Annotated in this window: 14 protein-coding genes, 1 tRNA gene and 3 pseudogenes; 7 read left to right on the forward strand and 11 right to left on the reverse strand. The window is 60.4% G+C overall.

The features are described 5' to 3' along the window. Positions 1-352, reverse strand: a pseudogene (locus E5W70_RS17125) (hypothetical protein); the annotation flags it as partial. 147 nt (positions 353-499) lie between these two features. Next, positions 500-1,036, reverse strand: a complete 537-nt coding sequence (locus E5W70_RS17130; RefSeq protein WP_292660010.1) for an EipA family protein — start codon at positions 1,034-1,036, stop codon at positions 500-502. Between the two features lie 384 nt (positions 1,037-1,420). Between E5W70_RS17130 and chpT the strand changes: the two genes are divergently transcribed. Beyond that, positions 1,421-2,050, forward strand: a complete 630-nt coding sequence (chpT, locus tag E5W70_RS17135; protein ID WP_292659970.1) for a histidine phosphotransferase ChpT — start codon at positions 1,421-1,423, stop codon at positions 2,048-2,050. Positions 2,051-2,288: 238 nt separating this feature from the next. After that, entirely contained in the window at positions 2,289-2,657 is a 369-nt protein-coding gene (locus E5W70_RS17140; RefSeq protein WP_292659972.1) for a response regulator, read from the forward strand. 105 nt (positions 2,658-2,762) lie between these two features. Here the strand turns inward: E5W70_RS17140 and ctrA are convergent, their stop codons facing one another. After that, on the reverse strand, positions 2,763-3,458 hold the full coding sequence (gene ctrA / locus E5W70_RS17145) for a response regulator transcription factor CtrA (RefSeq protein ID WP_006203583.1): 696 nt from the start codon (positions 3,456-3,458) through the stop codon (positions 2,763-2,765). A gap of 450 nt (positions 3,459-3,908) precedes the next feature. Here ctrA and E5W70_RS17150 point away from each other — a divergent pair, with 450 nt between their 5' ends. After that, entirely contained in the window at positions 3,909-4,286 is a 378-nt protein-coding gene (locus E5W70_RS17150; protein ID WP_023719275.1) for a flagellar export protein FliJ, read from the forward strand. A 62-nt stretch (positions 4,287-4,348) separates the two neighbouring features. Here E5W70_RS17150 and E5W70_RS17155 read toward each other — a convergent pair whose 3' ends face one another. After that, the gene (locus E5W70_RS17155; RefSeq protein ID WP_292659975.1) at positions 4,349-4,744 is read right to left on the reverse strand and encodes a helix-turn-helix domain-containing protein; all 396 of its coding nucleotides are present in this window, start codon (positions 4,742-4,744) and stop codon (positions 4,349-4,351) included. A gap of 90 nt (positions 4,745-4,834) precedes the next feature. Between E5W70_RS17155 and E5W70_RS17160 the strand changes: the two genes are divergently transcribed. After that, positions 4,835-5,761 (forward strand): NADP-dependent oxidoreductase, encoded by a 927-nt coding sequence (locus tag E5W70_RS17160; RefSeq protein ID WP_292659977.1) that lies wholly within the window; start codon positions 4,835-4,837, stop codon positions 5,759-5,761. A gap of 57 nt (positions 5,762-5,818) precedes the next feature. On the opposite strand, the gene E5W70_RS17165 is transcribed toward E5W70_RS17160, so the two are convergent. After that, positions 5,819-6,094 carry a DUF1153 domain-containing protein gene (locus E5W70_RS17165; protein WP_023679563.1) on the reverse strand — a complete coding sequence of 92 codons (276 nt, stop codon included), beginning with the start codon at positions 6,092-6,094 and terminating at the stop codon, positions 5,819-5,821. Positions 6,095-6,355: 261 nt separating this feature from the next. Here E5W70_RS17165 and mnmA point away from each other — a divergent pair, with 261 nt between their 5' ends. Next, positions 6,356-7,546 (forward strand): tRNA 2-thiouridine(34) synthase MnmA, encoded by a 1,191-nt coding sequence (mnmA, locus tag E5W70_RS17170; protein WP_292659979.1) that lies wholly within the window; start codon positions 6,356-6,358, stop codon positions 7,544-7,546. A 13-nt stretch (positions 7,547-7,559) separates the two neighbouring features. Here mnmA and E5W70_RS17175 read toward each other — a convergent pair whose 3' ends face one another. Then, the gene (locus E5W70_RS17175; RefSeq protein WP_292659980.1) at positions 7,560-8,519 is read right to left on the reverse strand and encodes a Gfo/Idh/MocA family oxidoreductase; all 960 of its coding nucleotides are present in this window, start codon (positions 8,517-8,519) and stop codon (positions 7,560-7,562) included. Positions 8,520-8,858: 339 nt separating this feature from the next. Here E5W70_RS17175 and E5W70_RS17180 point away from each other — a divergent pair. After that, positions 8,859-8,935: transfer RNA gene (locus tag E5W70_RS17180), tRNA-Met, on the forward strand. Between the two features lie 559 nt (positions 8,936-9,494). Here E5W70_RS17180 and E5W70_RS17185 read toward each other — a convergent pair. Beyond that, a complete protein-coding gene (locus E5W70_RS17185) occupies positions 9,495-9,746 on the reverse strand; it encodes a hypothetical protein (RefSeq protein WP_292659981.1) in 252 nt (83 codons plus the stop codon). Between the two features lie 633 nt (positions 9,747-10,379). On the opposite strand from E5W70_RS17185, the gene E5W70_RS17190 reads away from it, so the two are divergent. Continuing rightward, the gene (locus tag E5W70_RS17190; protein WP_292659983.1) at positions 10,380-10,637 is read left to right on the forward strand and encodes a hypothetical protein; all 258 of its coding nucleotides are present in this window, start codon (positions 10,380-10,382) and stop codon (positions 10,635-10,637) included. 203 nt (positions 10,638-10,840) lie between these two features. Here the strand turns inward: E5W70_RS17190 and E5W70_RS17195 are convergent. From E5W70_RS17195 to E5W70_RS17210, 4 genes and pseudogenes are all read right to left on the reverse strand, one after another. Next, positions 10,841-10,998: pseudogene (locus E5W70_RS17195) on the reverse strand (FAD-dependent oxidoreductase); the annotation flags it as partial. A 62-nt stretch (positions 10,999-11,060) separates the two neighbouring features. Beyond that, on the reverse strand, positions 11,061-11,498 hold the full coding sequence (locus E5W70_RS17200) for a hypothetical protein (RefSeq protein WP_292659986.1): 438 nt from the start codon (positions 11,496-11,498) through the stop codon (positions 11,061-11,063). Between the two features lie 303 nt (positions 11,499-11,801). Then, positions 11,802-11,926, reverse strand: a pseudogene (locus E5W70_RS17205) (IS6 family transposase); the annotation flags it as partial. A 661-nt stretch (positions 11,927-12,587) separates the two neighbouring features. Continuing rightward, complete coding sequence (locus E5W70_RS17210; RefSeq protein ID WP_292659987.1) at positions 12,588-13,262, reverse strand: protein-L-isoaspartate(D-aspartate) O-methyltransferase; 675 nt, start codon at positions 13,260-13,262, stop codon at positions 12,588-12,590. Positions 13,263-13,299 lie beyond the last annotated feature (37 nt).

Consider the following 13,299-nt stretch of genomic DNA (forward strand, 5'->3'; position numbering starts at 1 on the left):
GGCGAAGCTCCTCGCCTCTGGTTGTGAGGTCGGCGACGACCCGGTTCTTGTCCTGCCGCTCGGCCGCCAATTCCTTGAGGGCTTCGCGGTCGCGGCCGATCTCGACCAGCTGTTCGGCGGCCTTCTCGCGCAATGACTTGACGGTCATTTCAAGCCGGCGCACCGAAACGGCGAACTCGGCGCGAATGCGATCCTTGTCCGCCTGGATCTCGGCCAGCGTCAACGGCATCGAGCCCTCGACGCGCTTGCGCGTCAGCGCCACCGCCCGCCGCCACACGGCCGGGGCAATCATCAGCGCCAGGAAGCCCGCGCAGAGAAAGCCGAGGACAAAGAACAGGATCGACTGGACCAAGATGACTATCCGTTGTGCATGGCAACCGCCAAAGGTCGACTTTGCCATCTTCGCATGACGGAAATCCGGCGCCACGGCAAGAGTATGCCGCGGCAAAGCTCAGGCCGCGGGATCACAGGTCCAATCGCAGTGGCGCCATCATGCAGGTCAGAACGGATTCCAGGTCGCGCGCTGGGTGAGCTTGAGGTAGCCGAGATTGACGCCGAGACGGGCGCCGACGCCGGTACGAATCGGTACGAGCAGCACGTTGTTGTTCTTCAGCACGTTGAAGCCGACGCCGGCGACGACATAGGCGGAGCCGGCGACGCCGCCAAAACGATTATAGAGGCTGCTCACATCGTCGAGATTGTAGACCAGCATCATGACGCGCGAGCCCTCGCCGCCGAAATCCCAGCCGAGCGACGGGCCTTGCCAGAACACTTTGTGGTCGCCGGCATTCTTGGTGTAGAGCGTGCCTTCGCCATAAGTCAGGCCACCGATCAGCGCCCCGGACCCCTCTTCGCCGAGCAGATAGCCGTTCGGCAGGCCATAGGTGGCGAAAATCTTCTCGACGACGGTGGCGAGCCCGCCCGATGTCGCGCCGAAGAATTTATGACCGGAATCGACGATCTCCTGTGCGGTGTATTCGTCGGCCCGCGCGGCCGATGCCGAAAAGGCGACAAGGCCGATCAGGGCGATCGTCATTGAGATGACACGGAAAAAAGTCCGGTCGTAGAATCGGGAAACCATGCTTCCAATCTCCGTCAGGGAGCACTTTCGCCGACGCCTCGCACCCGTACGGCTCTTTGGCGGCCGTTAAGGATGACTGTTAGGGGCAAACTATGCCGTAATCCTTTTTCAACCATTAAACTCTCACATGAAGATGGCGGTTCGAAGGCTGTTTCGCATCGCCCGCGCAGCACCCTGCTGCGTGAACACACCATTTTCGACAATCATAATTTTGGATTTGTTGCTGCACGCACAGGCGCTGTGTATTCAGAATGCTTGGGAGAGAGCGTGATTCGTGTGGACAGGCGTGATCATGATCGCCCGGTCATTGTGTTGTGAAATTTGCAGGGATTTTTGCCGATGGCCGAGCTTTTCACCCTTTCCGCACCCGACCTGGCAGCGCTGCTGTGCAGCCGGGTCTGCCACGACATCATTTCGCCGGTCGGCGCCATAAACAACGGGCTTGAGCTGCTCGACGAGGGCGGCGCCGACGAAGACGCCATGAAGCTGATCCGCCAAAGCGCCAAAAACGCTTCCGCCCGCCTGCAATTCGCCCGCATCGCCTTCGGCGCCGCCGGTTCCGCCGGCATGCTGATCGACACCGGGGACGCCGAGGCCGTGGCCTTCGCCTTCCTGAAGAACGAGAAGCCGGAACTGATCTGGAACGGGACCCGCGCGCTGTTGCCCAAGAACAAGGTCAAGCTGCTGCTCAACCTCATCCTCGTCGCCAACGCCGCCATTCCGCGCGGCGGCAGGCTGGTGGTCACGCTGGAGAACCTCGAGACCGAGCCGCGCTTTGCGCTCGCGGCGAGCGGCCCGATGCTGCGCGTGCCGCCCAAATTCCTGGAATTGCATTCCGGCCATAGGCCGGAAGAGCCGATCGACGCGCATTCGGTGCAGCCCTATTACACCCTGCTCCTGGCCCGCGAAGCCAACATGACGATATCGATCCATGCAACCGCCGACGAGATCGTTCTTTCTGCAGCCTGAAGTTCTGCTAAGAGCCGGGGAAGTATTTTCTCCAAATCATATTTGCAGTGTCGTCTTAACATCTGTGAGACCGGCTTGGAGATTGATTGCGTGAAGCATTGCGAAAGAAGATTTCGCTTAAAACACCTTCAGGAAAATTTTACCTAACGGCTTTTCGGCTTCTTTACCAGATCGGCCTATGTTCCCCGGCAGATGCCACGACGCTGCCGGTTCGCTGCATGGCAAAGAGGGTCCGGGAATGAAACGCTGCATGTTCGTCGACAATTCGAGCGTCATCAGGAAGGTTGCAAGGCGTATCCTGGGTGGTTCCGGCATGATGGTGATCGAAGCCGCCAGCGGCCATGAGGCGATCGAGATGTGCGCGGTCGACATGCCTGATATCATCGTCGTCGACGGCGCCTTGCCGGACATGCAGGCGCAGGACCTCATCCGCCGCGTGCGCGCCATGGAAAGCCCGGTATTGCCGCAAGTTTTGATTTCGCTGGTCGAGGTCGACGTCGGGGCGATCATGCGGGCAAAGCGCGCCGGCGCCCAGGGCTACCTGCTGAAGCCGTTCAACCGGCCGCAACTGCTCGAGTGCTTCCGCGCCTTGAAGATTGCCGCCTGATCAGAGCCTGTTCCATTCCGATGAAAGTCGGATGAGCTCTATCTCGTTGTTTTACCAGGATCTTTTCCGAAAGACCGGCGCCCACTTTGGGATCACGCCCTTGGTTCAGGCGCTGACCCGGATATCTTCAGGCTCACGCAGCACATAGCCGCGGCCCCAGACGGTCTCGATGTAATTCTGCCCGCCCGACGCGGCGTCGAGCTTCTTGCGGAGCTTGCAGATGAAGACATCGATGATCTTCAGCTCCGGCTCATCCATGCCGCCATAGAGATGGTTGAGGAACATTTCCTTGGTCAGCGTGGTGCCCTTGCGCAGCGAGAGCAGCTCCAGCATCTGATATTCCTTGCCGGTCAGATGGACGCGCTGGCCACCGACTTCAACGGTCTTGGCATCGAGATTGACCACCAGGTCGCCGGTTGTGATGACCGACTGGGCATGGCCCTTGGAACGCCGCACGATGGCATGGATGCGGGCGACCAGTTCGTCCTTGTGGAACGGCTTGGTCATGTAATCGTCGGCGCCGAAGCCGAGGCCGCGCACCTTGTCCTCGATGCCGGCCATGCCGGAGAGGATGAGGATCGGCGTCTTCACCTTGGAAAGGCGAAGTGTTCTCAACACTTCGTAGCCCGACATGTCGGGCAGATTGAGGTCGAGGAGAATGATGTCGTAATCATAAAGCTTGCCTAGATCGACGCCCTCTTCACCAAGGTCGGTCGTATAGACATTGAAACTTTCTGATTTCAGCATCAGCTCGATGCTTTGTGCGGTTGCACTGTCGTCTTCTATCAGCAGAACGCGCATTTCATTCCCCTTTTCTGCTGCCGGACCATTTCACGACCCGTCCAGGACCGGAGCAGTGATTGCCTGAGCAGAGGCTGCCATCGAATGGTTAACAAAACCTAATTCCCCGCCCATGACGGTATCAGATTTTTTAACCCCTTTCTACACCTTGTTGAATCCAATAACGAATCACAGACCCAAACCGTTAATGCGGCACATTAATAAGCCAGACTAAGTGACTCTTCGGACTCGTTGGCCAGGTTTCGCGACGAGAAGCAGAATTTTTACCCGCCCTTAAGTCCTGAGCCGTATGATTAACAATGCCCGTAAACGAATGGTTACCGCCGGCAAAAAACTTTAGGAGTTTGTTTCCCATAGTTCCGGGAAAGCCGGTGGAAACGGGTGATGCCTGGGCCTTGCCGGGTGAATTGGACGATATGTGCAGGTGTGCGTTTCCGGGAGAACCGAATCATGAAGTCACGTGAAAACCTCGTTCGGCTGAAGCAATTTCAGGTGAGCGAGAAGCGGCGGCAGCTGCTGCAGCTCGACATGATGATCGCCGAATTCGAGCGCATGGCCGTAGAGCTGGAACTTCAGATCGCCGCCGAAGAGAAGAAGGCCGGCATCACCGACATCAATCATTTTGCTTATCCGACCTTCGCCAAAGCGGCACGTCTACGCCGCGACAATCTCAGAAATTCGCAAAGCGACCTCGCCCAGCAGCGAAATGTCGCCGAATCATTGCTGAGCGAAGCCGAAGCGGAGCTTTCCAAGGCCGAGATGCTGGAATCGCGCGACACCAAGGCGCGCGACACGGAAGCCGGCGGCCGCAGCGCCATGATCGGCTGAAAACAAGGCTTTGACGCACGTCGCGCTTGAGCGCCATTGCTGCGCACCGAACGGTGCCCGCCTCAGGCACCCAGATCTTCTTGCTGTTCCGCCGCCCGCGCGCGCGCATTCTTGATGTCGGGCACATGCTGCTCCGACCAGGCTCTGATCTGATTGAGCAGTCCTGCCAGGTTCTGGCCAAGTTCGGTCAGCTCGTATTCGACCCGCGGCGGAATGACCGGGAAAACCTCGCGCCGGACCAGACCGTCGCGTTCCAGGATACGCAGGGTCTGCGTCAGCATTTTCGGCGTGATGCCTTCGAGCTTGCGCGCCAATTCGCCATTGCGGAGCCGGCCCCGGCGCAACGCACAGATCACCAGGTAGACCCATTTGCTGGCGAGCGTCTCAAGCACGGCGTGCGACGGGCACGTCCGTCGGAACGCGTCATAACCAGAAGGGAAACAATCATCGCTATCCATGAGGTGAGTATGTATCATAAAGGTACATACTAGACAATAGAATGTGACTATCCAAATGATAGTGGCATATCAAACCACAGGAGAGCCTCCATGCGTGCCATTATCCAGAATTCCTTCGGCGGACCCGACGTCCTCGTCATTGCCGATCGCCCCGCGCCATCACCCGAGGCCGGCGAAGTGCTCGTCCGCATCGAGGCGGCCGGCATCAATCCGGTCGATGGTGCGGTGCGCGGCGGCCACTATCCGCTGCTTGGTGAGCCGCCTTTTGTCCTTGGCTGGGACGTTTCGGGAATTGTCGAGGCGCTGGGCTCCGGCGTCTCCCGCCTCAAGGTCGGCGATGCCGTCTTCGGCATGACGCGCTTTCCCAAACAGGCGGCAGCTTACGCCGAACTCGCCGCTGTCCCGGCTGATGAGCTTGCGCCGAAACCTGAAGGCATAGATCACGCGCAAGCCGCCGCGCTGCCGCTGGCCGGCCTGACGGCCTGGCAAGGCCTTGTCCGCCATGGCCGGCTCGAACCTGGCAAGCGCGTGCTGATCCACGCCGGAGCCGGCGGCGTCGGCCATCTGGCGGTGCAGATCGCCAAGGCGCACGGCGCTTACGTCGTCGCAACCGCCAGCCCGGAAAAGCTCGATTTCGTCCGCTCGCTCGGCGCCGACGAGGTGATCGACTACACAAGGGATGATTTCACCGGGAAGGCCCGCGACATCGATCTGGTTCTGGACCCGTTCGGCGGCGAGCATGCGGAGCAATCGCTGGAAGTGCTCAAGGCCGGCGGCGTTCTGGTGTCGCTGCTCGATGTCAGCGATGCCACCAAAGCAAAGGCCAGGACGCGAGGCATCCGCGTCGAGCGCATGTCCGTAGTGCCCGACCGTGCCGCTCTGGTGGAGCTCGGCAAATTGATCAACGCGAAAAAGCTGGCCGTCCACGTGGCAAAGGCGTTTCCGCTCGAACAGGCAGGTGCCGCCCATGCCTTTCTCGCCACCAGGCCGATCGGCAAGGTGGTGCTGACGGTCTGAAATTGCAGATCCTCGCCCCTCGCAAACGTAAGGGCGCGGATCGGCGCCCTTACCGGCCTAGTGCCGGTATTGCTGGATGCGCGTGGTGCGCAGGCCGGCAAGGCCGTATTCGTCGATCGATGCCTGCCAGGACAGGAATTCCTCGGTGGTGAGCTTGTAGCGCTGGCACGCCTCTTCGAGGCTCAAAAGCCCGCCACGCACCGCCGCCACAACTTCCGCCTTGCGCCGGATAACCCAGCGACGTGTGTTTGTCGGCGGCAGATCGGCGATGGTAAGTGGGCTGCCGTCTGGCCCGATAACATATTTGACTCGCGGTCTAATTAGATCGGTCATCGTACTCTCTACAAAAAACTCAAAGACCCAATCCCCACCACATTACCGCCACAGCTTTAAAATTTGCCTAAGCAGACCCTAATGGTTAGGTAAGGATCATGAACGCGGCGTTAGCCTTTTCATCGACATTTGAAACGTCTGCCGGCAAGCGCGTTGAATCCGGCAGGAAAAATGAGCCGGCCCGGCAAAGCTGGCGCAGCCGGGACGCTTGACCTATATTCCGGCCATTGGCATTGAAGCGCCGCGCAGAACGAAAGAACCATGAACAGCCTCGATCTTCCCGGACGCCCCGAAAACACCCGTGTCGTCGTCGCCATGTCGGGCGGTGTCGATTCGTCGGTCGTTGCCGGTCTCCTGAAGCGTGAGGGCTACGACGTCGTCGGCGTTACGCTGCAGCTTTACGACCACGGCGCGGCAACGCACCGGGCCGGCTCATGCTGCGCCGGTCAGGACATCGACGATGCCCGTCGCGTCTCCGAGACGCTCGGCATCCCGCATTACGTGCTCGATTACGAGGAGCGCTTCCGCAAGGCGGTGATCGACCCGTTCGCCGAGAGCTATGTCGCCGGCGAAACGCCGATCCCTTGCGTTTCCTGCAATCAGACGGTGAAATTCGCCGACCTTCTCGCGACCGCTAAGGAACTCGGTGCCGACGCGCTGGCGACCGGCCACTACATCCGTTCCGGCGCCAATGGCGCCCACCGCGCGCTTTACCGGCCGGTCGACGCCGACCGCGACCAGAGCTACTTCCTGTTCGCCACCACCCAGGCGCAGATCGACTATCTGCGTTTTCCGCTCGGCGGCCTGTCGAAGCCTGAGGTTCGCGCCATCGCCGAGGAGATGGGGCTGACGGTTGCTGCCAAGCACGACAGCCAGGACATCTGCTTCGTGCCGCAGGGCAAGTATTCCGACATCATCGCCAAGCTGAAGCCGGCTGCCGCCAATCCGGGCGACATCGTCCATATAGACGGGCGCGTGCTTGGCCGCCACGAGGGCATTTTGCGCTACACCGTCGGTCAGCGCCGCGGCATCGGCATCGCCTCGGGCGAGCCGCTCTACGTCGTTCATCTCGACGCCGACCGGGCCCGCGTCGTCGTCGGCCCGCGCGAGGCGCTGGAGACCCACAAGATCTTCTTGCGCAACATGAACTGGCTGGGCGATGGCCCGCTGGCCGATATCCCGGCGGCCGGGCTTGAGCTTTTCGCCAAGGTGCGCTCGACGCGGCCGCCGCGCCCGGCCGTGCTGCATCACCGCGCCGGCGTCACTTCGGTGGAGCTGGTCGACGGCGAATCCGGCATCGCGCCCGGTCAGGCTTGCGTGCTCTACTCCGACGACGGCAACGAGGCGCGTGTGTTCGGCGGCGGCTTCATCGAGCGCTCCGAGCGCGGCGCCGAAGCCGAGGCGATGCTGACGCGGCTTGCCGTCCAGCCGGCGCGGGTTCCCGCCGAATAGACGGCGTTTTCTCTTAGGGCCTTGTATGGGCGACGGTGCCGGCGGTCAGGATGCGCAGCACCCTGATGGCTTCCTCGCCGCTGGTGCGCGGTTCGGCCCGCGTCTCGATGCAGTGGATGAAATGCTCGAGCTCGCGCGTCAGCGGCATGCCCTCGCCGACCGGGACATAGGACGGCTCGTTGGCGGTGAACGCCCATTGGCCGCTGTCCTGCCACACCGCGTGGCGGTAGACGGCAAGCTTGCGCTCCCACGGCTCGACATCGTCGAACACCGCCATCGCCTTGGTGCCGACCACGGTCAGCCGCCGTTCGCGGTAAGGGTTGAGCCGCGAGGCGAACAGATGGCCGCGCAGGCCGTTGGGAAAGCGCATGTGCAGATGCGCAAAGTCGCTGAGATTGTCGAGAAGGGCAGCGCCTTCGCCGCGCACCTCGACCGGCTCGGTGCCGGTGATGGCCAGGATCATCGACAGATCATGCGGCGCCAGGTCCCACAACGCGTCGTTTTCGGTGTGGAACTTGCCGAGGCCGAGCCGATGCGAATGGATGTAGCGGACCTCGCCGAGCTCGCCATTGTCGATCAGCGCCTTCAGCGTCTCGAAGGCGGGATGGAAGCGCAGCACGTGGCCGACCATGAAGACACGGCCATTGTCGGCGGCCGCCTGCACCGAGCGCTCGGCATCGGCCACCGTCAGCGCGATCGGCTTCTCCACCAGCACGTCCTTGCCGCCGAGCACGGCGCGCACCGCCATGTCCGCATGGAACTGCGGCGGCAGCGCCATGACGATGGCGTCGACATCGTCGCGGGCAAACAGCGCCTCCGGCTCGATCGCCAGGCAATCCTGCTCGCTGGCAAAACCCTCCGCACGCGCAGGGTTGACGTCCGAAACCGCGTGCAGCGCGCCGAGCGCCTTGAGGGTGCGGATGTGGTTGCTGCCCCAGTATCCGCAACCGAGGACTGCAATGCGCGGTTTCATCAATTCCTGACCATGGCTTTCGTGGCCGAGACATAGCGACGTGCCTCGCTGAACTCAACCCCGGCCTGTGCGCCCAAATGTCTGCCCGGCAAAGCTTTAGGCATGTCTCGCAAAAGTGTGCAGCGGTTTTGCGATAACGACATGTATCAAAACAAGAAACTCAAAGCGCGTCGCATGAGACGGTCGAACGCGACACGCTTTAGGCGCCAGCAACATGCCGGCGCGGCAGCCACTTCGATGCTTGACAGGCTTGGCCTCGCAACCTTATATCCGCGCGACCTTGGCGAACGCGCCGATATGCCTGCCGATTTAAGCTGGATTTCGGGCCTTCGCCGCCCTGGCGGGGTAGCTCAGTTGGTTAGAGCACGGGAATCATAATCCTGGGGTCGGGGGTTCAAGTCCCTCTCCCGCTACCAAGTTTATCTCAATAAAATTAACTTGTTATCTGGAAGGATGCCCTAGCAAGGGCTTCCTTTCATGTCGCGCAATGTTCCCCGTAACCCACGCGCAGCGCGAATTGAATTGGCGGGCAAGATGAGCCTCGGTTGTATCGTCACCGACAGATGGATCAAGGTCGGTGACCCAGTAAGGGACGTCTCCCAGAGTGTGGACGCCCGTTGAAATTGAGGTCATGGCGGCTTACAGCCCTTCGACAGGCAGCGATCGGAAGCTCTGCAGCCTAACCATCACGATCGTTCAACTGAGAGCGCTGCTCGCCGAGATCGACAGGGTGGGGAAAACGATGGCCGATGATCAATGCCTGGTGGCGGCGAGCCTGGTCTACGGCACCCAGTCGAGGCGCAGATCGCTATCGCCCGCGCCATAATGGGCTCCGGCCGATTGCCCTTCCGAAAGGCGGTTGTTTTCAATAGCGATAAATGTAAGCCGGCCTCCTGAAGCCGCGCTTGCAACTACCTCCACGCATTCATCAAGCCCGGAAGAGCATCCCGCCGGGCCCGATGTCCGACATCATAATTAGCCGCCGTTAGCAGGTGCTGCCGGAGCGGGTGCGGCTGGGGCAGGTGCAGCCGGCTTCGCCGGAGCAGGTGCGGCTGGCGCTTCGACCTTGGGCGCTTCAACCTTTACATCGACGTTCTTTCCGCCGCCCCCGCCCTGGATGTTAATAACGCCGGTGAACAACAACAGGATCACGATTGCGATAATTGCAAGAACGACGGCGACAGCAGTGCCGTTGCCTGAGTTAACAACCGTTGGACCGTCAGCCATGACCAACTCTCCTTATCTCTAAATTATCACTGGTCGCCAACGGGACCGGCAGGTACTTAGTTCCGCCACTGGGCTATGGTCCGAGATGCGTTACGACTAAAGTCTTTGCATCAAAGACTTTAGAACGGCAACGACCGTTCTATATGTTCCCAAGCATGTAGCGCCCGTCCGACTTCTACGTAGATTGTCTCCGATGACGCCTCCCCTCGATAATCCGGCGACGGCTTAATAAATTCGGTATTCTCCCACTTTCCAATCGTCATGAGGCACCCTCTCATCCAAATGATTTAGTATCTTAGATTTGGGTAACGGACCCCAGCAAAATCGAGTACTCACTTTTTTAAATGCAAGTTAGGGTACCCCAGCATTCAGTCGCGATCGACTGCATCGCTCTCAAGAAGACGCTCGGCGGCGAGAACGGCTAAAACGCCTCCTTTTTCGCCGGCAGCTCAGCCGCTTTCGGTCGAAGGGCGAACCCGTTCCCTAGTCCGAAATGGTTACTTGCGCTGCAGCTAATGTAGTTACAATCTTGTGCCGTCGAAAGCCGCATGGGCCGGCCAGGCGCGAGTACCGTCTTCGCCGGCATCTCAAGGCAGTCGACCACACTTTTGCGGTGCTCTAAGGGGGAAATCAATGAGATTGACGATTATTTGCGCGGCAATTGTGATTGCCGTATCCACCGCCGCCGTTGCGCACGAGAAAAAGATGGTGGTCAGTACAGAAGTAACGTCGGCCTGCGCCGACCTGTCGTGCAGCACGATCAAGAAAAACAGGGAAGCAAAGGTGGATTGCAGTTCAACCGGAACTGTCTCCAGCGCGATTTCGAAAGACAAATCGGAGCCGCGCCTGGGATATGAAACGGTTAATCCTGCAATCATATCGATCTATTAGCTGAGGAAACAGCAGGCAAGTCTATCGGCGTCCAGGCTTTGGAGCAAGGCAAGGACAGACACGCTGCCATTGCGTGCGGACCACATTCAAGCATCGATCAAGTCGGACGCCGCCGCGAAATCAGCCGTTAGTCGGTTGGTGGCGGCGCTCCGCCTCATTGCGCAGGCTTGATCCTGCGGGTCAGAAATTGCCATTGCCTGCACTCAATGTTTGATGCGGTCACGCTGTGCCAAAGTATGCCAGGCACATAGAGCGGGCCGCGGAGCGCCGTGCCGCCGTGGAACGGCAGCGGGCTTAGGGTCGAAAACAGATCGAGCCGCGAAGCATCACCGGTGATCGCCTCAGCGAGCAGCTTGCCTGCGCTACGGCGGCGGCTTTCCATGCGAGCCGCTTCAAAAGTGATGCTGCGAAACGGCTCCGGCTTTATCCGACGAACGCCTCACGCATCCGAGCGAACATGCCGGGCTGTCTCCCGGCAATCGCCGCACGGATGTGACGGGCGGCCGTTACGGCGCTCACCGTCGCGCCGAAATGACAATAGCAGATGATCTCATGCAATTGCCTGTCGGTCAGTTCGAAGAACCGCTTCGCTTCGCCGTAGTTGTCGTTTTCCAACCCGGCGGCGCGGAGGACAGGATCCTCGAAAGCGACTGAGATCGGCGAGCCGTCGCCGCGCATGGCCCCGCGTGATCTAACCGGCTGATACTCGGTCTGGTGTAGCGTCGAGAGTCGCCGGTCAGGGTTCCGTTCAAGGAGCTCCGCCCAGCGTTCAAGACGTTCGCTGCGCGACATGGCCTGGCGCAGGTAGTCCTGATCGATCTCGGCGACAATCTGCAGTTGCTCAAGCGTCTGGTGCTTCATTTTAGCCTCCTATTCGGACGATAGTTGGCCCACCCATATCCTTCTTATACCTGCGGCCAGCGTGACTCCGACCGATCGTGAAGTCCAATCACGATGATGCTGGGAGGGCTTCCCCCCACGAAAATGCGGAGGCTTCGCAAAGATCCGGCCATTAATTTGGCGAACGCGGTCAAATGCGCGGCTGTTCGACGATGTCGGTCTGGAGTCCGTGCCGATCGAGGTGATCGACGGGCAGAGTCTGTGCTGGAGTAGCCCGGCTCATCGCTGGCCGGGCAGCGGGATCAAGCGAGTGGCAGTTTAGCTTCGAAACCGCCGAAGGCCGGGCTGATGCGAGTTCTCCGCCCGGTCGTTGGGCCCTTGTGGCTCCAGTGTACGACTTCCGGCATGACCTGGCGCCTGGCTACTCCGTAGGATCGCAGTTTGTCCGTGTCGAAACCATTATCGAAGTTACCCGGCGGAGTGCTGCGGATTGCGCGATCCAAGGACCGGTCCGTCCATCAACCAACATGTTGAGCGGAAGCCACCTCAAAAACGGTCCAGGCTGTGCGTCGTCAGGATGGTAGCCGAACCAGCGAAACAGCCAATCAGGTGTCCCTTCCTTCGACCTTTAGAGACTGAGCAGTCAGCTGCCGCCAAGCGAGAATGAGGATCGTTCTCACTGCAGCGGCGCTGGTATCGGTGTGCCGCCAAACCAACCAGCCGCATACGCAATCACGACCAATACCACGATCACGGATACCAGGCCGTACCCAGAGGCGCCTGTCCGTGAGATCCATCGTTACCTCCTGCCCGCTACATGTTGGCCACTGGGCGAATTCCTTGAGCCCTTGGCCGTCATTTCCCAGATGAGCGACCCATTTGCCGTCTGGCAGGCACACAGTAGGCTGGATAAGGGGTCTTTGAGAAGCGCGCAACACGACCGCGCCGGCATGATCGCCAGCGGCTGCGACCGGCGGCTGCGGGCGTGCTCGACGAGTAGCGTTGCGGCATGGATGTCAAAAGATCGGCGATGCCATCCAGCGCCTGTGTGATCGATGCGGCGCGCGTTATCCTGATCTTCCAGCACGGCTCCGCGCAGCCGCACCCTCATTAGACCGTTTCGAGACGGCTGAACCGAACCGGGATGAGTTTGCGAGTCTTCAGTTGCCCTGCCGCATCCTTGTCGATGACCGTCAGCAACTGCGCTTCTCCAGGTCCCACGGGCAGGACCAGGCGTCCCCCCGGTTTGAGCTGCTCAAGCAAAGCCGGCGGTGTCCGCTCAGCGGCCGCGGTGACCAGGATCTTGTCGAATGGGGCGTGCTCAGGCCAGCCGCGAGACCCGTCTCCGACACGAATGCCGACATTGGAGAAGCCGAGACCCTGCAGGAGAGCCTCGGCATGGCTTGCGAATTCCTCGATGATTTCGACGCTCCAAACTTGCCCGGCAAGGTCCGCGAGGATGGCGGTTTGGTAGCCTAGGCCGGTGCCGATCTCGAGCACTACCTCGTGCGGTTGCGGCGCAAGGAGATCGGTCATGAGAGCAACGATGAAGGGCTGCGAGACGGTTTTATCAAAGCCGATCGGCAGCGGCATGTCTTGGTAGGCATAAGGCGCAACTGATGCTGGCACGAAGAGGTGCCGCGGTATCCGCCTCATCGCCGCCAATACCCGCTCATCGAGCGCCGCCTTGCCAAGTTCTTCGCTTGCAAGATCGGTGTGAATTGCAATCATCTCGACCATGTGCCTGCGTAGAACCGCGAGGTGCTCTTCGCTCATCGGCTTCATGACGGTGGGAGGCTCCTCAACCAGTCTGCTGCCTGAT

It is taken from the genome of Mesorhizobium sp., assembly GCF_005063415.1.
Taxonomy (GTDB): domain Bacteria; phylum Pseudomonadota; class Alphaproteobacteria; order Rhizobiales; family Rhizobiaceae; genus Mesorhizobium.